This is a genomic window from Microvirga sp. 17 mud 1-3, from assembly GCF_003151255.1.
Lineage (GTDB): Bacteria > Pseudomonadota > Alphaproteobacteria > Rhizobiales > Beijerinckiaceae > Microvirga.
Window position 1 is genome coordinate 1,897,726 of record NZ_CP029481.1, and the last position, 22,902, is coordinate 1,920,627.

Consider the following 22,902-nt stretch of genomic DNA (forward strand, 5'->3'; position numbering starts at 1 on the left):
TAACGCCGTCCGAACAGGCGGAAACCTTTTGCCGGCTCGGGTGAAGTGGAGGGCCGGGCAGGGGGCGCGAAAGCCTGCAGGGAGCAAGAAGAATCGCCCGGCGAATCGCGCTTTCGGCAGCTTCGGGAATCGGATGCAGGATGATCGCACCGGAAGGCTGGACTTCGCGCGGGCGTAAAGCCATATTCCGCGCAAATTGACGAACCCTTCGGCGGCAAAGATGAAACAGTTTTGGATTCAGTTCTTCACCTGGTGGAACGGGACGACCCTCGGCACCCGATTCTACACCTGGCGCCGCGGCCAGTTCGTCGGCACGGACGAGTTCGGCAACAAATACTACCGGGCCATGGGGCCCCTGATCGACCCCTCGGTTGGCCCCGAGCGGCGCTGGGTGGTCTATAATGGCGACATGGATGCCTCCCGGGTGCCCCCCGGCTGGCGCGCCTGGCTCTGTCACAATTTCGACCTTCCCCCGAGCGAGGAGCCCTATACGCCCCGCGAGTGGGAGAAGCCCTACATTCCCAACATGACCGGCACGACCATGGCCTACCGGCCCAAGGGCTCCATGCTGTCCACCGGCAAGCGGCCCTCCGCGACCGGAGACTACGTTCCCTGGTCGCCGGGCGAGTAGGAGAGGGTTCCTCCAGCGTCATGTTGAACAGCCAGAGACCCAAGACCTGCGTGGAATGCGGCCTGCCCTTCGGGCATACCGATTTCACCTATTACGCGGGCGACGTTCAGAAGGGGCCGGCCTATTGGTCTGACCAGGGCATCCTGTGCTCCCTTGCCTGTTCGGCCGCCCATTTCGACCGGCGCCAGGACGAAGGTAATCCGATGACCGAGCCCGCGCGGGATCCTTTCGAGAAGCGCTCGTTCTTCGGCTGAGAAGGTCCGTCAATTCTTCTCTGGCGGGTGAAAATAAGACTGAGGCCGCATCGGCGCCTCGGCGAACAGGCCGAAGGCCTGGATAACCTGTCCCTTCAGCACTTCCAGGTCGCGCGCCACGCCCACTCCCTTCAGCACGCCGCCCCGGGAATCCGGATCAGGGTCCCGATAGGTCCCACCATCGCCGAGGCTGCAGTTCTGGCAGCGGATGGGCCCCAGGATCTGAGCGCCCCGGCCGATTCGGTTGGAGAGGTTCAGCGATCCGCCACCGAGAAGGCGCGCCCCCGCGCCGACAGTGATGTCCGCTCCCCGTTCTGCCTTGATCGTAAAGCCGCCCTCGTCCCCGATCTCGACCCCGGGGCCGATCTCAATCCGCCCCCCCTTGGAGACAATGCGGGTGCCTGGGAAGCATATGGTCCCGGCCGCAAGGGAGAGATGACCGCCGTCCAGGCATTGCAGCACGGTTCCAGGCCAGAGCGCGACGCCTTCCGCCAAAGAGATGCCGGGCGAGACCAAGACGGAATGGGGTGCGGGAATCGTCACGCCCCGGTCGGCGAGCCTTATGGTCTCGTCGAGGGTCAGGAATCCGAGCGCGCGGCGGGCCGCGTCGGTGGTCAGGCAGGGCGTGTCCATGGGGGCTCCGGAGAGTGAAGAGGGCGCGAGAGTAAATTATCCGCCGCGGAACGCCATCCTGCCGAGACTTGCCCTTTTTCGAACACCGTTGCCGTGTTAACGCGTCCCCACGACGCAGGAGACGGCCATGCAGGCCGCCGACCTTGAAGGGCGCGGGCGAGGACTATGACATTCGGTTGGAAGCGGGCCGTTCTGCTGCTCGCCATCGTGACGGGCAGCGCTGGTGCGGCCCATGCGGACAGAATCAAGAACCCCACAGGCGTCTTCTCGGGGCTCGACAAGATCACCGGGCGAATCGTGTCCTTCGAGGTTGCGATCGGCGAGACCGTTCAGTTCGGCTCCCTGCAGATGAAGGCGGATGTCTGCTTCACCAAGCCGCCGACCGAAAACCCCAACACCACTTCTTTCGTGGAGGTCGACGACACCTCCGCCAACGGCAAGCCTCATAGGGTCTTTTCGGGCTGGATGTTTTCCGGAAGCCCCGGCCTACACGGCATCGAGCACCCGGTCTACGATATCTGGCTGGTGGATTGCAAAGGCGGCACGGAGGTGATTCCCGAGCCGAAGGAGGTGGCCGAGGAGCCGCCGCCCCTCGATCCGGTCCAGCCCCGCCCGGTCGAGGCCTCACGGCCCGGCGACATCATGAGCCCGCCGGTCGCTCCCGCGCAGGCGGCGCCCGCGCCACCGCCCGCCGAGGTCGCTCCCGTGCCTCGCCAGCAGCCTGTCCGCCGCGCTCCGGCGGTGCCCGTTATTCGCAACGACCGGACCAACGACCGCTAGCGAGATCGAGGCTGGCCCGGCCGCCGCCTCAGGCAACCATCGGCTCGGAAAGTGCGGCAAGAACCTCTGCGCCGCTCACGGAGACGTTCGGCGGCCAGACATCCCACACGGCATCGAGCTCCATGGCCGTGCGAAGCATCTGCTTGTAGGTGCGGCGCGGGATCTCAACGGCGCCGAACTGGGCCAGATGGGGGGTTACGAACTGGGTGTCGAGCAAGGTGAAGCCGCCGCGCCTGAGGCGCGCCACCAGATACGCGAGGGCGACCTTGGAGGCGTCCCGCTCCACATGGAACATGCTCTCGCCGAAGAAGGCACTGCGCAGGCGGACCCCGTAAAGCCCTCCAACCAACCGACCCAGCTCATAGACCTCGACCGTGTGGCAATAGCCCGTATCGAAGAGTTCCCCGTAAAGCTCGCGGATACGCCGGCTGATCCAGGTCTTCTCCCGGTCCGGCCCCGGGGCGGCGCAGCCCTCGATGACCGCGTCGAAATCCTGATCGATCTTCACCTCGAACCTGTCCGACCGGAGGGTGCGGGCGAGTCGCTTAGGGATGTGAAAGCTATCCAGCGGGATGATACCCCGCTCCCGCGGCTCGACCCAGAAAAGCGAAGGATCGTCCGCATCTTCTGCCATGGGAAAAATTCCCGCGGCATAGGCCCTGAGGAGGATCTCAGGGGTGATTTCAAGAGCGCGATCCGAAGCTCTGCTCATCGACGAAGACCTAATGCCTGCATGATGACCAAAAAATAGGGCGCCGGGAAGGGATTATCAGCCAGGATCCGTGCGGAACATGTATTTCGATGCGACCCAGGTGACAGGCCAAGCCAGGCTGAGAAAAAGCACCGCTCATCGAGGGAAAGGGGGACTGGCCCCGCTCCATGATGCGCGGGCCGCAATCCATCGGCGTCGCATCAGAGGCCCTATCCGCTCAGGAGGAGGCGGGCGTCACCTCCGGCCTCTCTCAGCGGGCGAAGTGCGCCCTCAAGAGGCCGAAGGAGGTTATCACTAGACCTCTATATCAAGCAGGCTCGCCCTCGATCCCGCCGGTCTTGAGGAAGTTCTCGAGCCAGTGGATGTCGTATTGGCCGTTCTGGATATCCGGGTTGCGGACCAGGGTCCGGAACAGGGGGAGCGTGGTGTCGACGCCGTCCACTACGAACTCGTCGAGGGCGCGGCGCAGGCGCATGAGGCACTCATTGCGGGTGCGGCCATGCACGATGAGCTTGCCGACGAGGGAATCGTAGTGAGGAGGGATGCGGTAGCCCTGATAGGCCGCCGAATCCACGCGCACACCAAGTCCGCCCGGAGGATGGAAGTAGCTGATCGTTCCGGGCGAGGGGCGGAAGGTGGAGTGGTGCTCCGCGTTTACGCGGCACTCGATCGCGTGGCCCTCGATCTTGATGTCGCTCTGCTTCACCGAAAGCGGGGCGCCCGCCGCCACGCGGATCTGCTCATTCACCAGATCGATGCCGGTGATCATCTCGGTGACCGGATGCTCCACCTGGATGCGGGTGTTCATCTCGATGAAGTAGAACTCACCGTCCTCGTAGAGGAACTCGATGGTGCCAGCACCGGCGTATTTCAGCTCCTGCATCGCCTTTGCGACGACGCCGCCGATGCGTTCGCGCATCTCGACGTTGAGGGCCGGGGAGGGCCCTTCTTCCCAGACCTTCTGGTGGCGCCGCTGGAGCGAGCAGTCGCGCTCGCCGAGATGGATGGCGTTGCCCTTGCCGTCGCCCAGCACCTGGATCTCGATGTGGCGCGGCTTCTCGAGATATTTCTCGATATAGACCGCGTCATCGCCGAAGGCCGCCTTGGCTTCGGTCCTGGCGGTCTGGAGGGCATGGACGAGGTCTTCCTCCGTGCGCGCCACCTTCATGCCGCGCCCGCCGCCGCCGGCGGCCGCCTTGATGATGACCGGGTAGCCGATATCCTTGGCGACGCGCTTGGCTTCTTCCTCGTCGGTGATGCCACCTTCGGAGCCGGGCACGCATGGGATGCCGAGGCGCTTTGCGGTACGCTTGGCCTCGATCTTGTCACCCATAATGCGGATATGCTCGGCCTTGGGGCCGATAAAGGCGATGCGGTGATGCTCCAGCACCTCGGCGAAGCGGGCGTTCTCCGAGAGGAACCCATAACCGGGATGGATGGCGTCCGCGCCCGTGATTTCACAGGCGGCGATCAGGGCCGGAATGTTGAGGTAGCTGTCGCGGGCGGCCGGCGGCCCGATGCAGACGCTCTCGTCCGCCAGGCGCACGTGCATGGCGTCCGCGTCGGCCGTGGAATGGACCGCGACGGTGGCAATGCCGAGCTCCTTCGCGGCGCGCAGAATGCGTAGGGCGATCTCGCCGCGGTTGGCGATGAGAATCTTGTCGAACATCGCGCTCACTCGATCACGAGCAGCGGCTCGCCGTATTCGACCGGCGTTCCGTCCTCTACCATAATGGCCGTCACAGTGCCGCTGCGCGGAGCCGTGATTTCATTGAAGGTCTTCATGGCCTCGACCAGGAGGACCTTGTCGCCAGCCTGAACCTTCGAGCCGATTTCGACAAACGGCTTCGCGTCCGGCGAGGGGCGGCGATAGGCGGTGCCGACCATGGGCGACAGCACGGCGCCCGGATGGGCGGCGGCCGACTTGGCGCCTGTCGCGACCGCTTCCGCAGCCATCGGAGGAGGCGCCATCACGGGCGGCGGAGCCGCCATGGAGGGTGCCGCAACCGGCACGGTGACCGCCGCCGTGATGGTTCTCGCCACGCGGATGCGAAGGTCGCCCTTCTCCACTTCGATCTCGGTGAGATCGGTATCGGCGATCAGTGACGCCAGCTCACGCACGAGATCGGGATCGAAAGGGTTATCCTTGGCCATGGGGCTCACCTCTTATCGTTGAGGAATTCAGTGGGTGGAGGGCTTCGCCTGCTGCGCCCGCTCGACCATGACGCGGTGAATGGCCTCCAGGCCGAGCACGTAGCTCATGGGGCCGAAACCGCAGATCACGCCCACAGAGACCGGGGCGATGAGCGAGCGATGACGAAAGTCCTCGCGGGCATGAACGTTCGAAAGATGGATCTCGACCGTGGGAGCGGCGCTGCCGGAGATGGCGTCCCGCAGAGCGATCGAGGTGTGGGTATAGGCGCCGGCATTGATGACGACACCTGCTCCCTGGGCTCCCGCCTCCTGGATCCAGTCGACCAACTGTCCTTCGTGGTTCGACTGACGGAAGGTAAGCGAGAGGCCCAGCGCTTCCGCCTTCTCTCGGACGAGCCGCTCGATATCCTGCAGGGTCAACCGGCCGTAGACTTCCGGCTCCCGGCGACCGAGCAGGTTGAGGTTCGGTCCGTTGAGAACGTGGACGTTGATCATGCGCGTGGAGCGTTCCAGAAAGCTCCGGAGAATGGAGCCGAAACGCCCTCTTAGCCAAAAGGCGGAGCTGGGGGAAGGGGAAAACCAAGCCTTTCCAAAGCTTAGCTTGGGGCTGGCCCGGTCTGCGGGGCGGGAACCGCCCCGCCCGGACGGCCACTTCGGTCAGCAATTCGCCTTGCCGCAACGGCGCACATTGGCGACCACTTGCTTCAAAGGCTCCAGCCCAACCGCGCCGGGGATGACCTCATCGCCGATGATGAAGGCCGGGGTGCCTGTAAGGCCGAGCTTGTCGCCGAGGCCGGCATTCTCCTGGAGGGCGCTGCGCACGTCGGAGCCGGCCATGTCCTTCTGAAGGCGGGCTGTGTCGAGGCCCATCTCCTTGGCGACCGCGAGCGCGCGCTCGCCGTTCACCCGGCCACGGGTTCCCAGGAGCTTGATGTGGTATTCGAACAGCTTCTCGCCCTGGATCTGGTTCCGGACCGCAAGCCCGACCCTGCTGGCCTCGATGGAATCCGGCCCGAGGACCGGGAAATCCTTGAGCACCACCCGCAGCTTCGGGTCGCTCTTGATGAGGGTCTGGACGTCGTTGAGCGCCTGTTTGCAATAGCCGCAATTGTAATCGAAGAACTCGACCAGGGTGACGTCGCCGGACGGGTTTCCGACCACGAAGGAGTGGGATGCGTTGTAAAGGATATCCCGCGTCTCCTTCAGGGCACTGGCCTGGGCGACGCGTTGGCTCTCGGCCTGACGCTTCTCGAGCTCCGCAATAACCTCCTGGAGGAGTTCCGGATTCTTGAGCAGGTAATCGCGGACGATCTCGCCGATGGCCTGGCGCTGCTGGTCCGAGAACTCGGCCTTCTGGGCCATGGCCGGGGCGCCGAATGCGACGGCCCCGAGAATGAGGGCGGCCTGGAAGGATCTGAAGAGCGGGAAACGCATTGTCCGTCCTTTGCGGAAGCTTGGCCTGGATGGAGCGCGGGCTCGGCTCCGCATCCGGCCGGGAACGATCGGGTCGCGGCTCGGTCGAAGGGCGCCGCGGACAGCCATATGGGGTGAGAGTTACGGGTTTGCCGCCGGAGCGTCAATTCACGGCTTCGTTGATGGTATGGGGCAGGGCGATGCTTGAGGCGCCGCGCCCAAGACGGTACGAGAGCCTGCCATGACCAAGTCCTTGCCCAATCTGCCCCAGCCCCTCGTCGCCCGCCGCATGGAGCGCGTCTCCTCCTTCCTGGCCATGGACGTGCTCAGCGCGGCCGCCGCCAAGGAGAGAAGGGGCGACAGCGTCGTCCATATGGAAGTCGGCCAGCCATCCGCGCCAGCGCCGCGGGCCGCCCGTGAGGCCGCCAGGGCCGCGCTCGACCATGGCCGTATCGGCTATACGGAAGCCCTCGGCATGGCTTCGCTGCGCGAGCGCATCGCCCGGCACTACCGGGACACCTACGGCGTGAGCCTTTCGCCCGAGCGGGTGGTGGTCACCACCGGCTCTTCGGCCGGCTTCGTCCTGGCTTTTCTGAGCCTCTTCGACCGTGGCCAGCGGGTCGCCATCACGGCTCCCGGTTACCCGGCCTATCGCAACATCCTGGAAGCCCTCGATCTGGAGCCCGTGGTTATCCCGCTCACGAAGGCCGATGGCTGGATCATGACGGCCGAAGCGGTGGAGCGGGCCCATGCGGCGAAGCCCCTGCACGGGATCCTGGCCATGAGCCCGGCCAACCCCTCCGGCACGATGATCGGCCGGGATGCCCTACGGGAACTCGGGGAGACCTGCCGCCGGCTCGGCCTCTGGTTCGTCTCCGATGAGATCTATCACGGGCTGACCTATGGCGAGCCGGCGACCACGGCGCTTGCCAGCGACGACGATGCGGTCGTGATCAACTCGTTCTCGAAATACTACTGCATGACCGGGTGGCGGATCGGCTGGATCGTCGTGCCGGAGCGCCTCGTGCGCCCCATCGAGCGGCTGGCCCAAAATCTCTACATCTCCCCGCCCTACCTGTCCCAGGTGGCGGCGCTCGCGGCCTTCGACGCCATCGACGAGCTGGAAGCTGTAAAAGCGGGATATGCGGCCAACCGGGCCATGCTCCTGGAGGAGCTGCCGCGTCTCGGGATCACCGAGATGCATCCGGTGGACGGCGCCTTCTACATCTATGCGGACATCGCCCGCTTCACGAACGACTCCATCGGTTTCGCCCGGCGGATGCTGGAGGAGACCGGCGTCGCCGCAACGCCGGGCCTCGATTTCGACCCGACCGAGGGCCAGCATTACCTGCGCCTGTCCTTTGCCGGCTCGGAGACCGACTGCCGCGAGGCGGTGCGACGCCTGAAAACCTGGATGGGGAAAGCCGAGTAAGGCCTTCCTGCCGCGACGAAATCCCGAATTGTCATGACCGTCATGAACTCTGCTTATTCCGATGCGCCGCGCCATTGTGCCATCGGCGAGGATATCTTTCCCTATTCGGATGTCGGCTCGGGCACGCCCGTGCTGTTCCTCCACGGCGCCCTCGGCGACCGGCGAACATGGGCGCCCCACGGGGACATCCTGTCCAGTCGCTTCCGCTGCCTCTCCCTGACGCAGCGCTACTTTGGAGACGCGCCCTGGCGTCCTGACGGGCCCCCGTTCGGTGTCGCGACCCATGCGCGCGATCTTGTGACCTTCGTTGAGGCATTAGGGATAGGACCTGTCGCTCTTGTCGCTTGGTCCTATGCGGGGCATGTGGCGCTCGAAGCCGCGGCCAGCAGGCCAGATCTCTTCCGCCGGATCCTGGCCTACGAGCCGGGTGTGCGCTCGATTCCGTTGCCTCCCGACGATCTCGCCCGGTTCGGTGAGGATGCGCATGCCATGTTCGGGCCGATCTTCGCGACGGCCGGGCAGGGCGATTGGGAGCAGGCCGTCCGGCTACTGATCGATGCTTCCGGCGGCCCCGGCCACTTCGATGCGGAGCCTGCCGAGCGGCGGCGGGTGAAGCTGGAGAACGCCCACACGATGCCGCTGCTCCTGGCCCAGGAGGAGCCTCCGGCCATGAGTTGCGAGACCCTCGGCGCGTTGCCGATGCCCGTCACGGTCGCCTGGGGTGAGCGGACGCGACCTCTGTTCAGGATCCCGGCGCGGGCGGTCGCACGATGCATTGGAAACGGGCGGGCCGTGGAGGTGCCGGGAGTCGGACATCTCTGGCCCGATGAGGATCCCCAGGCCTTCGCGGCCTTCGTGGCCCATTGGCTCGACGATATGCTCTGACGGTGGGCCAGTTCTCCGATTGAAGGCCCGCCAAAAAAATCCCCGGCTCTGAGGCCGGGGATTTTCGTTTTAGTGGCCGCTCAGGACCGATTTCGCCTTGGACCACCAGCCCGCGCGCTTCGGGCGGTCCGGATCGGGGGGCGTGAGAACCACGGCGACAGGCTCGGGTTCGGGAACAACAGGCTGCGGTTCGGGCTCATGTGCCTCTTCGGCCGGAGTGGCCGGAGCCGCAATCCCGTTCGATACGCCGCTCTGCGGCGCGGCCTCTTCCGGCTCAGCCGAGGCGGCCTCGGCCATGGTGGGCTCGGTCGGGCGTGCCTCGCCGGCTTCGCCGCTCTCGCCATCCTGGGGCGCTACGAAGCCTTCCTCCATGGCGAACTCGACCGTTTCGTCCCGACCACGTCCGCGCCCGCCACGCCGGCCTCTGCGCCGGCGGCGGCCATGGCGCTCGTCTGCGCCGTCTTCGGACCCGGAGATCTCCTGGGCGGCGCTGCCTTCGGCTTCGGCGCCTTCAATCTCCTCGCCTTCTTCAGCGTCTTCGGCAGAGGCCGCGCCTTCGTGGGCCTCGTCCTCGCCATGATGCTCGGCCCGGACGCCGTCCCGGTCACGGCCGCGCCGACGCCGACGGCGCCGACGACGGCGGCCATTGCCTTCGCCTTCCTCGCCGCCCCGCTCCTCGTCGGCATGGGCCTCTTCCGTCCCCTCGTCCTCGTCGGTCGAAACCTCGACCTCGACCTCGGCTTCCTCCTCCAGCTCGTCGGCCGGCATGATCGCATCGATCTGGATGCCGGTGGCGGCGGATTTATGCTCCAGGCGCAGGGCAGGCTCGCCCCGGTCAATGGCATAGGTGGTCGTGCCCATCATGGTCTCGTCGGCCACGATGGTGATTGCGACGCCGAAGCGATTTTCCAGCTCACGCAGGTGAATGCGCTTCTGGTTCAGGATATAGAACGCAGCCTCCATCCGGGTGCGGACGGTGAGGTTGTAGCCCGCATTCTTGATGAGCGTCTCTTCGATGGAGCGCAGCACGTGCAGAGCCACGGAGGGCGTGGACCGCACGAAGCCGGTGCCGGCGCAATGCTGACAGGGGACGGAGGACGATTCCAGCACGCCCGTGCGGATGCGCTGGCGCGACATCTCCAGCAGCCCGAAGGGCGAGATGCGGCCCACCTGAATGCGGGCGCGGTCGTTCTTCAGGCACTCGTTGAGCTTCTTCTCGACGGCGCGGTTGTTGCGCTTCTCCTCCATGTCGATGAAGTCGATCACCACCAGGCCGGCGAGGTCGCGCAGGCGAAGCTGCCGGGCGATCTCCTCGGCGGCCTCGAGGTTAGTGCGAAGCGCCGTATCCTCGATGTTGTGCTCGCGGGTGGAACGGCCGGAATTCACGTCGATGGAGACGAGGGCTTCCGTCGGGTTGATGACGAGATAGCCGCCCGATTTCAGGGTGACGTGGTTGGAGAACATGGCGTCGAGCTGGGCCTCCACGCCGTATTTGGCGAAGAGCGGCTGCGGCTCGCGGTAGGGTTTGACGATCTTGGCATGGCTCGGCATGAGCATGCGCATGAAGTCCTTCGCCTCGCGATAGCCGTCGTCGCCTGAGACCAGGATGTCGTCGATATCCTTGTTATAGAGGTCCCGGATGGCGCGCTTGATAAGCGAGCCTTCCTCATAGACGAGGGCAGGAGCCGAGGAGCTGAGCGTCAGTTCGCGCACGCTCTCCCAGAGACGCATCAGATATTCGTAGTCACGCTTGATCTCGGGCTTCGTGCGGGAAGCGCCGGCCGTGCGCAGGATGATGCCCATTCCTTCCGGCACTGCCAGATCCTGGGCGATCTCCTTCAGGCGCTTGCGGTCGGCCGCATTGGTGATCTTGCGGGAAATGCCGCCGCCGCGTCCGGTATTCGGCATGAGAACCGAATAGCGGCCGGCAAGCGAGAGATAGGTGGTGAGAGCTGCGCCCTTGTTGCCGCGCTCTTCCTTCACGACCTGGACCAGGAGGATCTGGCGGCGCTTGATGACTTCCTGGATCTTGTACTGCTTGCGCGGGGTGCGGGGGCGCTGGGGAACGTCCTCCATGGCATCGCCGCCACCGAGCTGCTCGACTGTATCGTCGTGCTCATGGTCGTCATGATCATGGTCGTCTTCATGGTCATGGTCGTCGTGGCTGTCGTCCTCGCCGCCCTCTGCCTCGGCAGCGGCGTCAGCCTCGCCGGACGAGGCCTGGACGACTTCGGCACCCTCGTCGGCGGTCTCCTGCGCGACTTCCAGTCCAGCCTCACCCTCCGGCTCCCCATCGCTCCGCGGAGCTTCGGCGGCTTCGGACACGGCAGACGCTTCACCCGCCTGTCCCTCTGCCTCTTCGCCGCCGGTCTCAGGAGCGGCGGATTCCCCCGCCTCGACCTCTGAGGACGACACGGCCTCGTCGGGCCGGGCGCGCTTGGCGGAGGAGCGGCGGCGCCGGCTGCGACGCTCTTCCTCGAGCTCTTCCTCCCGCTGCGCTTCCGCCTCGGCCTCGAGAAGGGCCATGCGATCCGCGACCGGGATCTGGTAATAATCGGGGTGGATTTCGCTGAAGGCCAGGAAACCGTGGCGGTTTCCGCCATATTCGACGAAGGCGGCCTGGAGGGAGGGTTCGACCCTCGTGACCTTCGCCAGATAGATATTGCCTCGCAGCTGCTTCCGGTTAGCGGATTCGAAGTCGAATTCTTCGACCTTTTGACCACGCACCACCACGACCCGGGTTTCTTCCGGGTGGGAGGCATCGATGAGCATCTTGTTTGCCATGTTGAACTCTCGACATGGCGACCGAGGGCAGAGCCTGAGGCAGAAGCCGCACTGAGGGCGGACGGCCTCGCCGCCTTAGGGGGCGGCGGGCTGACATTGCGTTCGGATTGCGTTCGGTCGCCATCGTGCGCCTCACAGGGGCGCATTCTGGGTTAAACGGGGCCGAGGCCATGCCGGATTGAGCGGAGCATGGGGCGCGAAACGGTTCGCGCGCATCAAACGGTGCCGGGACGAGAGTCAGAACTGACTTCGCTTGCGCAACCATTCAACGACGGCCCTTTCGAAATCGATGAGCCAGTTTGGGCTGGCCACCGGGCATATAAGGCGAAATCATCGCCATCTGAGCCTGTCCGCGAGCCTGTCGAGGATGGCGAAGGGGCCGGCGGATCGGTCAACACAACCGTCTCCACGGACACTCCGCCAGAATCGGCCATGCCGGACGGGATCGTCATCATTACAGATCGAATGATGCGTTTGGCAAGGTGCTGAGACACTGTGTCATCGTTGCAACATCAACGAAACATTAATGCCTTAATGATGAGGTTTCATTAACGAAACACCGACTATGGGGGTAGGAGGGGCGCTCGAACCTGCCGGCGGTCGGAATGCTCATGACGCGCTACATACGCCTTTTCTGCCTCCTCGCGGCGGCCGCGCTCCTCGCGGCCGCGCCCGATGGCGCGCGGGCGGTCGGTGGGGCGCAGGCCGGTACGGCGGTGGTTGCGGCCGACGTCGCGGTCGAGGCCGAAGCGGGGCGGACCCGCTTCAAGATCAGCCTTTCCCGGGAAGTCACCATTCAGACCCACGTGATGGAGCGGCCGGACCGCCTGATCGTCGACCTGCCCGAGGTGGCCTTCCATCTGCCGCCGGAGAGCGGCCGAAAGGCGACAGGTCTCGTCTCATCCTTCCGGTACGGTCTCTTTGCGCCCGGGCGCTCGCGGATGGTAATGGATCTGGCCCAGCCGGCGGTGGTCTCGGCGATCCGGACCGAGCCGGGCGCCTTTGGCGGCGCGGTCGTACTGGTGATCGAGCTGAGCCGGGCCGACCGGGAGGAGTTCCGCAAGGCCGCGGCCCTGAGCGCCGCCTCCTCGTCGAACCAGGCCGGGGAGGGCGCCGATACTGCCCAGGCACCCAAGGATAACCGTCCCGTCATCGTGATCGACCCCGGCCACGGGGGCATCGATCCCGGCGCGAACGCTCTCACGGGCGCTTACGAGAAGGACATCGTCCTCGCTTTCGCCCAGGCCCTAAAGAAAAAGCTTGAGGCCAAAGGGCTTTATCGCGTGGTCCTCACCCGGGACCAGGATGTGTTCATCTCCCTTGGGGACCGGGTACGGGCTGCCCGCGCGGCCCGTGCGGACCTCTTCATCTCGGTCCACGCGGATTCCATCTCGGGTGGCCAGGAGGTGCGCGGGCTCACGGTCTATACGGGCTCGGAGCGAGCCTCGGACGCGGATTCGGCCCAACTGGCGGACCGAGAGAACAAGGCCGATGCCGCAGCCGGAATCGACGTGGGTGACGGGCCGGACGAGGTCATGGACATCCTCCAGGACCTTACCCTGCGCGAGACACGGAGCTTCTCCCACCGTTTCGCCGGCAGCCTCGTCGGGGAACTCGAGTCCATTGCCCGCTTGAACAAGAACCCCCGCCGGGAGGCCGGCTTCCGGGTTCTTCGGGCCTATGACGTCCCGTCGGTACTGGTGGAGTTGGGCTATCTGTCCAGCCGTCAGGATCTCGACCTGCTCATGTCAGAGGAGTGGCGCGGCAAGGCGACCGGAGCCATGACGGCAGCGGTGGACCGCTTCTTTGCAACCAGGCTCGCCCGCCAAGGCGCTGCCGCAGTTTTACCATAGAAACGGTGTGGATACCGATGGCGGGAGCGTGATTCCTCGGGTAACAGGGCTGTCGGGCTAGATGCGCCGGCCGCCGGGGGCGGGGACAGCGTTGCAGTTCAGATTTGTGAGGCGCCGGGTGCGCCGGGAACGGAATACTTTCGGATGCGCTTCGTCCTACGATTCTTCGGGTTTCTCTTCAGCGTCGGGGCGATCGTCTTCCTGATCGGCGCCCTTGGCCTGGCCTATGGATACTGGACCTTCTCGAAGGACCTTCCCGACCACGCGCAGCTTGCCAATTACGAGCCGCCGGTCATGACCCGGGTCCATGCGACGGACGGCAGCCTGATCGCCGAGTATGCTCGCGAGCGGCGCCTCTATGTCCCGATCCAGGCCATTCCGAAACTCGTCGTCTCGGCCTTCCTGTCGGCCGAAGACAAGAATTTCTACAAGCATGCCGGTATCGACCCCGAAGGAATCGTCCGTGCCGTCGTCGCCAACTTGCGCTCCGGCGGCAAGCGCGAGCAGGGCGCCTCGACGATTACCCAGCAGGTGGCGAAGAACTTCTTGCTCACCAACGAGCGGACCTACGAGCGCAAGATCCGAGAGGCGCTCCTGGCCCTGAAGATCGAGACGACCTTCTCGAAGGACAAGATCCTCGAACTGTATCTCAACGAGATATATCTCGGCCTCGGCAATTATGGCATCGCGGCCGCCGCGCTGAACTACTTCGGCAAATCCGTGCACGAGCTCAGCATCGCCGAGGTCGCATATATGGCGGCCCTGCCGAAAGCGCCCAACAACTACCATCCCTTCCGCCAACGCCAGGCCGCTCTCGACCGGCGCAACTGGGTGATCGACCGGATGGTCGAGAACGGCTACATCACCCGCGAGGCGGGCGATGCGGCCAAGAAAGAGCCGCTCAACGTCAACCCGCGGGTCGTCTCTCCCAACAGCATCGCGTCTGGCTATTTCGCCGAGGGCGTGCGCCGCGACATTGCCGAGCGCTATGGGGAAGAGACCCTCTACGAGGGCGGCCTCGTCATCCGCGCGACCCTCGACCCTCAGATGCAAGCCATGGCCCGCAAGGCCCTCGTGGACGGTCTTGTGCGCTTCGACCAGGCCCGTGGCTGGCGCGGCGCGCCGCAGAAGCTGGATCTCGCCGGCCGCGAATGGGGCCTTGCCCTTGCGGAAGTTCCTTCGCTCGGAGACGTGCAGCCCTGGCGCATGGCCGTGGTTCTGGAGGTTTCCGGCGGGCGGGCGCGCATCGGCCTCCAGCCCCGCAAGGACGCGGCTGGCCGTGTCGTCCCGGAGCGCGAGACCGGTATCATCGCGGCTGAGGGCGTGAAATGGACCCGCCGCACCGTCGACAAGGCGCTCTCGCCCGGCGACGTGGTCTATGTTGACCCCCTGGAGGGCAAGGACGACCAGTTCCGGCTCCGCCAGATCCCGGAGATCTCAGGCGCCATCGTGGCCATGGACCCCTATACGGGCCGCGTGCTCGCGATGGTGGGCGGCTTCTCGTTCGACCAGAGTGAGTTCAACCGCGCCAACCAGGCCATGCGCCAGCCTGGCTCCTCGTTCAAGCCGATCGTGTATGCGACGGCCCTGGACAAGGGCTATACGCCCTCGAGTCAGATCCTCGACGCGCCCTTCGTCCTCGACATGGGCCCCGGCCAGGCTGCCTGGGCGCCGTCCAACTATGACGGCAAGTCCGCGGGCCTGCGCACTCTGCGCTATGGGATCGAGCATTCCAAGAACCTCATGACGGTCCGGCTCGCCAACGAGGTCGGGATGCCGACGATTGCCGAATATGCCCGTCGTTTCGGCGTCTATGACGACATGCTGCCACTGCTGTCCATGTCCCTTGGGGCGGGCGAGACGACCGTCATGCGCATGACCGCGGCCTATTCCATGTTCGTCAATGGTGGCCGGCGTATCAAGCCGACCCTGATTGATCGGATCCAGGACCGCAACGGGCGCACGATCTACCGCCATGACGGCCGAAAGTGCGATGGCTGCGATGCCGCGCAGTGGGACGGCGGCGGGCCGCCGAAACTGACGGACGACCGCGAGCAGGTTCTCGACCCCCTCACGGCCTACCAGATGACCTCGATCCTCGAGGGCGTTGTCCAGCGCGGCACGGCCCAATCCGTCAAGGCGGTCGGCAAGCCGGTGGCTGGCAAGACTGGCACGACCAACGACGCGAAGGATGTGTGGTTTGTCGGCTTCTCGCCCGATCTCGCCGTGGGCGTGTTCCTGGGCTACGACAAGCCGCAATCTCTCGGCAACGCGGCGACGGCCGGGCAATATGCGGCGCCGGTTTTCCGCGATTTCATGCAGATGGCCCTCAAGGATAAGCCCGCGACGCCGTTCCGCGTGCCGGCAGGGATCAAGCTCATCCGCGTCAATGCCTCCACGGGCACCCGCGCCGGGTCCGGTGAGGGCGGTGGCGTCATTGTCGAGGCGTTCAAGCCCGGTACCGGCCCGCCCGAATCCTACGTCCCGCCTGACGTGGATGTACCTCAGGCCGAAATCTCGCCGGAAGCCCAGCGGGCCGTCGGGGTCGGCATCGGCGGATTGTACTGACGGCTCTCGCTCCCCATATCGTCTGTACTCCACGGAGAACGGCGGCCCATTTGGCCCGCCCGCCGTGGAGTTCCTTTACATGCTGCGGTGCTCCCCTTAAGACACCGCGCAATCGTGGCACGAAGCTCAAGTGAGAAAATGCGCGCCGAAATCGAGCACCTCGTAGAAGAGACCAAGCAGTCAGTCGGGCTGCTGAGGAGGCATCTTTGACTGGGATAATGCCCAGCGACGCCTCGCAGAACTGAACGCCAACGCTGAGAATCCGGATTTCTGGAACGATGCGGACGCCGCGCAGAAGATCATGCGCGAGCGAACCAGCCTCGAAGACCAGATCACGGCCATCAAGCGCCTCGAGCAGGAGCTCGAAGACGCGATCACGCTGATCGAGCTCGGTGAGGCCGAGGATGACGAAGGCACGATCGGCGAGGGCGAGGAGCAGATCCGCGCCCTGCAGGCCGAGGCAGCCCGCCGTCAGGTCGAGACGCTCCTGTCCGGCGAGGCGGATGGAAACGACACCTATCTGGAGGTTCATTCAGGCGCCGGCGGCACGGAAAGCCAGGATTGGGCCTCCATGCTCCAGCGCATGTATGCCCGCTGGGCCGAGCGGCGGAAGTACAAGGTCGAGCTCCTGGAAGTGACCGACGGCGAGGAGGCGGGCATCAAGAGCGCCACCCTGCTCATCAAGGGTCACAACGCCTATGGCTGGCTCAAGACCGAATCCGGCGTGCACCGGCTCGTGCGAATCTCGCCCTACGATTCGAATGCCCGCCGCCACACCAGCTTCGCGTCCGTGTGGGTCTATCCGGTGGTGGACGACCGCATCAACATCGAGATCAAGGAATCCGACTGCCGCATCGATACGTTCCGGTCATCGGGCGCAGGCGGCCAGCACGTGAACACGACCGACTCGGCGGTGCGCATCACGCACATCCCGAGCGGCATTGTGGTGGCCTGTCAGCAGGAGCGTTCCCAGCACAAGAACCGGGCGACCGCCTGGAACATGCTGCGCGCCCGTCTCTATGAAGCCGAGCTGAAGAAGCGTGAGGAGAAAGCCAACGCTGAGGCCGCCGCCAAGACCGATATCGGCTGGGGCCACCAGATCCGCTCCTATGTGCTGCAGCCCTACCAGATGGTGAAGGACCTGCGCACCGGCGCTCAATCCACGAGCCCGCAGGACGTGCTCGACGGCGACCTCGATCCGTTCATGGAGGCCTCTCTGGCTCAGCGGGTCTATGGAGGCGAGGCCGAGGTGGAAGACATCGACTAACGGTTCCTCATGGGCCGCCGTTCTCGGCGGCCCATGAGCCTATAAGAAGCCCAGCTCAGCTCAAAGCGCTCGTGCGGCTTCCAGCACTTCCTCTGCGTGGCCGGGCACCTTCACCTTCGGCCAGATCCGCGCGATCGTACCGTCCCGGTCGATGAGGATCGTTGTGCGCTCTACGCCCATATATTTGCGGCCATACATGCTTTTCTCGACCCAGACGCCGTAGGCTTCCAGCATGTCCTTTCCCTCGTCCGACGCGAGAGGGAAATCGAGGCCGTATTTGGCTCGGAATTTATCGTGGCTCTTCAGGCTGTCGGGCGAGATTCCGATAATCTCCGTATCGGCCGCCTCAAAGTCCTTACGGAGAGACTGGAACGCCTGGGCCTCCAGGGTGCAGCCGCTCGTATCGTCCTTCGGATAGAAATAGAGCACGACTTTCCGGCCCTTGAGCCCGTCCAAACTAATCTGGCGGCCGTCCGTCGCAGGTAGAGAGAAAGAAGGAGCCGGTGCCCCTGTCGTCAACGTCATCGCTCGCCTTCCTTTCGTCGGAATGTGATGGTTGGACACGCCTGCGCTGGCTGCAAGAGATGGTCGCGACAGACGCATAAGAGCGTTAAGGTCCCATTTGATTCCCGCATCCCGCTCAAGAGTTCAAGATCCGGACCGCCGACGAACACGAGTATGAAGCCATTCCTTCGCACCAGATCGCCCCGGCCTCAGCCGGTGAAGCGCAGCGCCGTCCGGCGCGTGCTCAAGGGCGCTCTCTATCTGAAGCTTGGCCTTCTCCTCTTCGCCTGTATCGTCTTCGGCATCCTCTATATGCGCCTTTCGGCCGGGCCCCTGAATTTCGGCCGGCTCCCTGAGAGGGTCGCCGAGGCGCTGGCATCGCGGATCGGGCCGGGCTGGACCGTCACATTGCGGAATACCGCAATCGGGCTGCATGGAGGCGCACCGGTTCTCATGACCGACGGGTTGGACGTGCGTGCTCCGGATGGCGCCCTGGTTCTGCGTGCGCCATCGGCGCTCGTGAGCGTCGACGGCATTTCCCTGCTCACCGGAAACCTGCAGCCGAAATCTATCGAGCTGCGTGATCTGCAGCTGCGCGTTCTCGTCAACCGGGACGGTTCCCTGACCTTCAGCTCCGAGGGCGGCGAGGCAAGCGGTCCGCAACCCGCGCCTCCGCCTGCCGTTGGCGGGGCGCCTCACGAGAATGCAACTTGGATGGCCCATCCTGCGACCGGGGCGTCGCCGGTCTCGGGCGTGGTCGGCTCTCTGTTCGAGCTGATCGTGGGCCCGCAGAGCATCCTCAATTCCCTGGACAGCGCCCAGGTGACCAATGCGCGGCTGGTCTTCATCGACGCGGACGGGCGTCGAAGGGGCGCTCTCGATCGGCTGGACGCGGTGTTCGACTGGTCCGACGCGGGACGCCGTCGTTTCTCGGCCAGCGTGGAGGGCCAACAGGGCGGCTGGCAGCTCAGCGGCGATGCGAGCATTGAGAATGGGGGCTACCGTGCTGCCCTTGAAGCCAACAATGCGCCGATCCAGGATATTCTTCTCCTCACGGGCCTTTCGGCCCTCCCGGCGACCACCGATCTCGAATTCTCCGGCCGGGTCGACGCTGCCTATGCGAATGGCCGCGTCACCGAGCTGAAGGCGAAGCTCGACAGCAATGCCGGGGCGATCCAGATCGACGACAAGGATACTTCGCCGCTCACCGTGGAGCATGCGACCATCGAGGCTTCCTGGGACGAAAAGGCGAGGGCTCTCGACCTTCCGCGTCTGGAACTGGACGGCGGCGGGAACCGCGTGCAGCTTCAGGGGCGCCTCCTGACCGCCGTCGCCGGGGAAGGGTGGCATCTTGCCCTGACGGGCCGGGATTTGATTCTGTCCGGGCCGGCCGAGGGCGACAAGCCGGTCAGGATCGGCACGCTCGGTGCGGAGCTGTCGGGCCCTGACGGCGTCGTTTTGAAGAGCGTTCGGCTCGACGGGCCGGAACTCGCGGCGGAGATCAGCGGCGTGCTGGGTGCCTCGGCCGACCCCCATGGCCTCAATTTGAATGTGCGCGCGGCGAAGACCGACGTCAGAACCGCCATCCGGATCTGGCCCGAGGCCGTGGCGCCGCCGGTTCGGACCTTCCTCAAGGCCAATCTGAAGGCAGGTCTCCTGGATTCCTTCGCGCTAAAAGTGGCGATGACCGGCGATGATATCCTCAAGGCCGTGTCGGGAGGTCCCATCCCGGACGAGACCCTGGCCATCGACTTTTCCATCGTCAACGGGACCTTGAAGGCTGCGGAGGGCTTGCCGCCTGTCTCCGGCATGTCCGTGACGGGCCGTGTGACCGGAAGAAGCGTCGCCCTTCAAGCGCCGACCGGCCGCGTCGAGATGCCGGAGGGGCGCAGCCTTGCGGCCTCCGAAGGCACGTTCCGGCTCGAGAATTACTGGGACGACAATGCTCTAGCCAAGATCGATTTCCGCCTCAGAGGCAGCGCGGACGGCCTCGGAGCACTTCTTCAGCAGCCGCTCGTTCACGAGATTGCAGGCTTCGACGTCGATCCCGCAACCATGAAGGGCAAGACCGACATGCATGTGGGGATCGGGCTTGCGGTAAACGATATTCCGGCGTTTGCGGATCTCCCGCTGAAAGTGACGGGCGGCGTCAGCGAGTTCGGTATCGACAAGATCTTCGGCAAGGACCGGCTGGAGAATGCCAACCTGGCCATCGCCTATGACAGGGGGAACCTCTCCATCAAAGGCGACGGGAAGCTCGGTGGCAGCGGGGCCTCGATCGACGTGCACAAGACCCCGGATGGGGGCGAAGCCAACGTGGCCTTCAGTCTCGACGATGCGGCGCGTGCGAAGCGGGGCCTGTCGTTCGGCTCCCAGCTGAACGGACCGCTTGCCATCAAGGCCAGCCTTCCGCTCGGCCCTCCGGAGAAACAGGGCATCCGCGTGGAGGCGGATCTGACGAAGGCGAGCGTTGACCAGCTCATCCCCGGATGGGTCAAGCCGTCGGGACGTCCCGGCAAGGTGTCCTTCACGATGGTGGAGGGGCCGACCACGGAGATCCGCGATCTCCAGCTCGACGCGGGCGCCGTGCAGCTGCACGGCAGTGCCGTCCTGTCAGGCGAAGGCGGCCTCGAGAAGGCCGATCTTTCGACCTTCAAGCTGTCCCCGGGCGACGACATGCGGGCGCAGATCGATCGGGTGAATGGCGCCTATAAGGTCGTGATCCGCGGCAATGTGGGCGATGCGCGGCCCTTCACCAAGTCGTTCGGCTCCCCATCCGCTCCTGCAGGGCGCGGCGCTTCTCGGGATACGAAGGATTTCGACCTGGACGTCGCGCTCAATATCCTGGCGGGCTACAACAGCGAGGCGATCACGAACGCCGCCATCAAGTTGTCCATGCGCAAGGACAATATTCGCCAGGTGGACATGAAGGGCAGGCTCGGCGCGACCGATATCGTCGCCAAGACCGTCAATCAGGCCGGAGCAGGGCCGACCATTGTCCTCCAGTCGCAGGATGCAGGCGCGCTCCTGCGCTTTCTCGATGTCTACAAGCGGATGGTCGGCGGGGATCTCGTGCTCCAGATGGCGGCAGGCGACGGGCCGCAGGCCGGAGCGTTGACCCTTCGGGACTTCGCTCTCAAGAACGAGCCGGCTTTGCGGCGCATCATTCCGACCCAGACCCAGGTGGTTGCTGGACAGGACAAGGCCGGCAATCCTCAGGCGGTCCGCGTGGACGTGAACGAAGTGGCCTTTACCAAGGCCCGGGTCGATTTCACCCGCACGGCCGGGCGCCTGGAATTCAAGGATGCGGCGATCTTCGGGAGCCAGGTAGGCTTCACCCTCGGCGGCTATATCGACAATGCCAAGGATCGCATGGACATTTCGGGGACATTCGTGCCGGCCTATGGGCTCAACAACGCTTTCGCGCAGGTGCCCCTGTTCGGTCCGCTCCTGGGCGGCGGGCAGTACGAGGGGCTCTTCGCGGTCAATTTCCGTGTCGCCGGTCCGAGCGATGCACCGACCCTGACAGTCAACCCGCTCTCGGCCGTTGCGCCGGGCTTCCTGCGCAAGCTCTTTGGGGCCGGCGGAGGAGCAACGCCGACCGAAGCGCCGCCGATTGCCTCCGACCGCTGACAGATCATGAAAAAGCCCGGCGCGCGGAGCGCACCGGGCCTTCTCTTGAAAAGGGGCTGAGCCTGCGAGTCGTCAGACGGCCCGCAGGAGGACGTGCTTCTTCTTGCCGAAGGACAGCTTGATAACTCCTTCGGCCGTTACGTCGGACGCGCCGAGAATACCACGTTCATCCGTCACCACCTGATCGTTGACCTTGAGACCGCCGCTCTTGACCTGACGTCGCGCCTCGCTGGTGGACGGCACGAGCTTGGCGTAGTCGGGCCCGAAGGCCGCGAGGACGCCGATGCCCTCCGCCAGAGCCGAGGAGGGGACTTCGACGGTCGGCAGGCTTTCCGCAAGGGCGCCCTGCTCGAAGGTTTTCATGGCGGTCTCGGCCGCCCGTTCGGCCGCCTCGCGCCCGTGGATGAGCGCAGTGGCCTCGGTCGCGAGCACCTTCTTGGCCTCGTTGATCTCGGAGCCCTGGAGAGCTGCGAGACGGGCCACTTCGTCGAGGGGCAGGGTGGTGAAGAGCTTCAGGAAGCGCCCCACATCGGCATCCTCGGTGTTGCGCCAGAACTGCCAGTAATCGTAGGGGCTGAGCATGTCCGCGTTGAGCCAGACGGCCCCGGAGGCGGTCTTGCCCATCTTGGCACCTGAGGCGGTGGTCAGCAGCGGGCAGGTGATCGCGAAGAGCTGCGCCGTCCCGAGGCGGCGGCCGAGATCGATGCCGTTGACGATGTTGCCCCATTGGTCGGAGCCGCCCATCTGCAGCACGCAGCCGTAGCGCCGGTGCAGCTCCACGAAGTCGTAGGCCTGGAGGATCATGTAGTTGAATTCCAGGAACGACAGCTCGTGCTCGCGCTCGAGCCGCAGTTTCACGCTGTCGAAGGACAGCATGCGGTTGACCGAGAAATGGCGGCCGATATCCCGCAGGAAGTCGATGTAGTTGAGCCGAGTCAGCCACTCGGCGTTGTCGACCATGATCGCGTCGCGCGCGCCGTCGCCGAAACTAATCAGGCGAGAGAAGACGCCCCTAAGGCTCTCCTTGTTCTGCTCGATCTGTTCCGGCGTGAGGAGCTTGCGGCTCTCGTCCTTGCCCGAAGGGTCTCCAACCCGGGTCGTCCCGCCGCCCATGAGCGTGATCGGCTTGCCGGCGCCGGTCTTCTGGAGCCAATGCAGCATCATGATCGACAGAAGATGGCCCACGTGAAGGGACGGGCCCGTGCAATCGTAGCCCACATAGGTCGTGAGGCGCCCCTCTCGCGCAGCTTCATCGACGCCCTGGAAATCGGACGTCTGGTGGATAAAGCCGCGTTCGGTCAGAACCTTCATGAATTCCGATGTCGGCGCGTTCATCGCGTTCTTCCATTCCTGATCGCTGAAGTCGTTTCGAGGCCTGTATCAGTTTCGCGAGCGTATT

At 65.0% G+C, this 22,902-nt stretch carries 18 protein-coding genes; 9 read left to right on the plus strand and 9 right to left on the minus strand.

Annotation, left to right across the window (positions count from 1 at the left end; genetic code table 11):
* Window positions 1-220: 220 nt before the first annotated feature.
* Window positions 221-631, plus strand: a complete 411-nt coding sequence (locus C4E04_RS09010) for an NADH:ubiquinone oxidoreductase subunit NDUFA12 (RefSeq protein WP_109596857.1) — start codon at window positions 221-223, stop codon at window positions 629-631.
* A gap of 20 nt (window positions 632-651) precedes the next feature.
* Window positions 652-885: a hypothetical protein gene (locus C4E04_RS09015; protein ID WP_109596859.1), complete on the plus strand. Its 234-nt coding sequence runs from the start codon at window positions 652-654 to the stop codon at window positions 883-885.
* Window positions 886-894: 9 nt separating this feature from the next.
* On the opposite strand, the gene C4E04_RS09020 is transcribed toward C4E04_RS09015, so the two are convergent.
* Window positions 895-1,518, minus strand: coding sequence for a hypothetical protein (locus tag C4E04_RS09020; protein ID WP_109596861.1), 624 nt, complete (start codon window positions 1,516-1,518; stop codon window positions 895-897).
* Between the two features lie 165 nt (window positions 1,519-1,683).
* Between C4E04_RS09020 and C4E04_RS09025 the strand changes: the two genes are divergently transcribed.
* Complete coding sequence (locus C4E04_RS09025; RefSeq protein WP_109596863.1) at window positions 1,684-2,298, plus strand: DUF2155 domain-containing protein; 615 nt, start codon at window positions 1,684-1,686, stop codon at window positions 2,296-2,298.
* A gap of 28 nt (window positions 2,299-2,326) precedes the next feature.
* Here C4E04_RS09025 and aat read toward each other — a convergent pair whose 3' ends face one another.
* The 5 genes from aat to C4E04_RS09050 form a co-directional block, all read right to left on the minus strand.
* A complete protein-coding gene (gene aat, locus C4E04_RS09030; RefSeq protein WP_109596866.1) occupies window positions 2,327-3,010 on the minus strand; it encodes a leucyl/phenylalanyl-tRNA--protein transferase in 684 nt (227 codons plus the stop codon).
* Between the two features lie 307 nt (window positions 3,011-3,317).
* Window positions 3,318-4,679, minus strand: a complete 1,362-nt coding sequence (gene accC / locus C4E04_RS09035) for an acetyl-CoA carboxylase biotin carboxylase subunit (RefSeq protein ID WP_109596868.1) — start codon at window positions 4,677-4,679, stop codon at window positions 3,318-3,320.
* Between the two features lie 5 nt (window positions 4,680-4,684).
* Complete coding sequence (gene accB, locus C4E04_RS09040; RefSeq protein WP_109596870.1) at window positions 4,685-5,164, minus strand: acetyl-CoA carboxylase biotin carboxyl carrier protein; 480 nt, start codon at window positions 5,162-5,164, stop codon at window positions 4,685-4,687.
* Window positions 5,165-5,191: 27 nt separating this feature from the next.
* A complete protein-coding gene (aroQ, locus tag C4E04_RS09045; RefSeq protein WP_109596872.1) occupies window positions 5,192-5,659 on the minus strand; it encodes a type II 3-dehydroquinate dehydratase in 468 nt (155 codons plus the stop codon).
* Between the two features lie 162 nt (window positions 5,660-5,821).
* A complete protein-coding gene (locus C4E04_RS09050; RefSeq protein WP_109596874.1) occupies window positions 5,822-6,598 on the minus strand; it encodes a DsbA family protein in 777 nt (258 codons plus the stop codon).
* Window positions 6,599-6,818: 220 nt separating this feature from the next.
* On the opposite strand from C4E04_RS09050, the gene C4E04_RS09055 reads away from it, so the two are divergent.
* A complete protein-coding gene (locus tag C4E04_RS09055) occupies window positions 6,819-8,009 on the plus strand; it encodes a pyridoxal phosphate-dependent aminotransferase (RefSeq protein ID WP_109596876.1) in 1,191 nt (396 codons plus the stop codon).
* 33 nt (window positions 8,010-8,042) lie between these two features.
* Window positions 8,043-8,894, plus strand: coding sequence for an alpha/beta fold hydrolase (locus tag C4E04_RS09060; RefSeq protein ID WP_245416276.1), 852 nt, complete (start codon window positions 8,043-8,045; stop codon window positions 8,892-8,894).
* Window positions 8,895-8,963: 69 nt separating this feature from the next.
* Here the strand turns inward: C4E04_RS09060 and C4E04_RS09065 are convergent, their stop codons facing one another.
* Complete coding sequence (locus C4E04_RS09065; protein ID WP_109596878.1) at window positions 8,964-11,678, minus strand: ribonuclease E/G; 2,715 nt, start codon at window positions 11,676-11,678, stop codon at window positions 8,964-8,966.
* Between the two features lie 611 nt (window positions 11,679-12,289).
* Here C4E04_RS09065 and C4E04_RS09070 point away from each other — a divergent pair.
* The 3 genes from C4E04_RS09070 to prfB all read left to right on the plus strand — a co-directional run bounded on the left by C4E04_RS09070 (window position 12,290) and on the right by prfB (window position 17,366).
* Complete coding sequence (locus C4E04_RS09070; protein ID WP_245416277.1) at window positions 12,290-13,531, plus strand: N-acetylmuramoyl-L-alanine amidase; 1,242 nt, start codon at window positions 12,290-12,292, stop codon at window positions 13,529-13,531.
* Window positions 13,532-13,675: 144 nt separating this feature from the next.
* A complete protein-coding gene (locus C4E04_RS09075; protein ID WP_109596882.1) occupies window positions 13,676-16,099 on the plus strand; it encodes a penicillin-binding protein 1A in 2,424 nt (807 codons plus the stop codon).
* Window positions 16,100-16,237: 138 nt separating this feature from the next.
* A protein-coding gene (gene prfB / locus C4E04_RS09080) for a peptide chain release factor 2 (protein ID WP_109596884.1) occupies window positions 16,238-17,366 on the plus strand; the annotation gives its coding sequence in 2 pieces (ribosomal slippage) (window positions 16,238-16,306 and window positions 16,308-17,366; 1,128 coding nt in all).
* 60 nt (window positions 17,367-17,426) lie between these two features.
* On the opposite strand, the gene C4E04_RS09085 is transcribed toward prfB, so the two are convergent.
* Complete coding sequence (locus C4E04_RS09085; protein WP_109596886.1) at window positions 17,427-17,891, minus strand: peroxiredoxin; 465 nt, start codon at window positions 17,889-17,891, stop codon at window positions 17,427-17,429.
* A gap of 153 nt (window positions 17,892-18,044) precedes the next feature.
* Here C4E04_RS09085 and C4E04_RS09090 point away from each other — a divergent pair, with 153 nt between their 5' ends.
* A complete protein-coding gene (locus C4E04_RS09090) occupies window positions 18,045-21,503 on the plus strand; it encodes a DUF3971 domain-containing protein (RefSeq protein ID WP_162559337.1) in 3,459 nt (1,152 codons plus the stop codon).
* A gap of 72 nt (window positions 21,504-21,575) precedes the next feature.
* Here the strand turns inward: C4E04_RS09090 and tyrS are convergent, their stop codons facing one another.
* Complete coding sequence (gene tyrS, locus C4E04_RS09095) at window positions 21,576-22,838, minus strand: tyrosine--tRNA ligase (RefSeq protein WP_109596890.1); 1,263 nt, start codon at window positions 22,836-22,838, stop codon at window positions 21,576-21,578.
* Window positions 22,839-22,902: the final 64 nt, after the last annotated feature.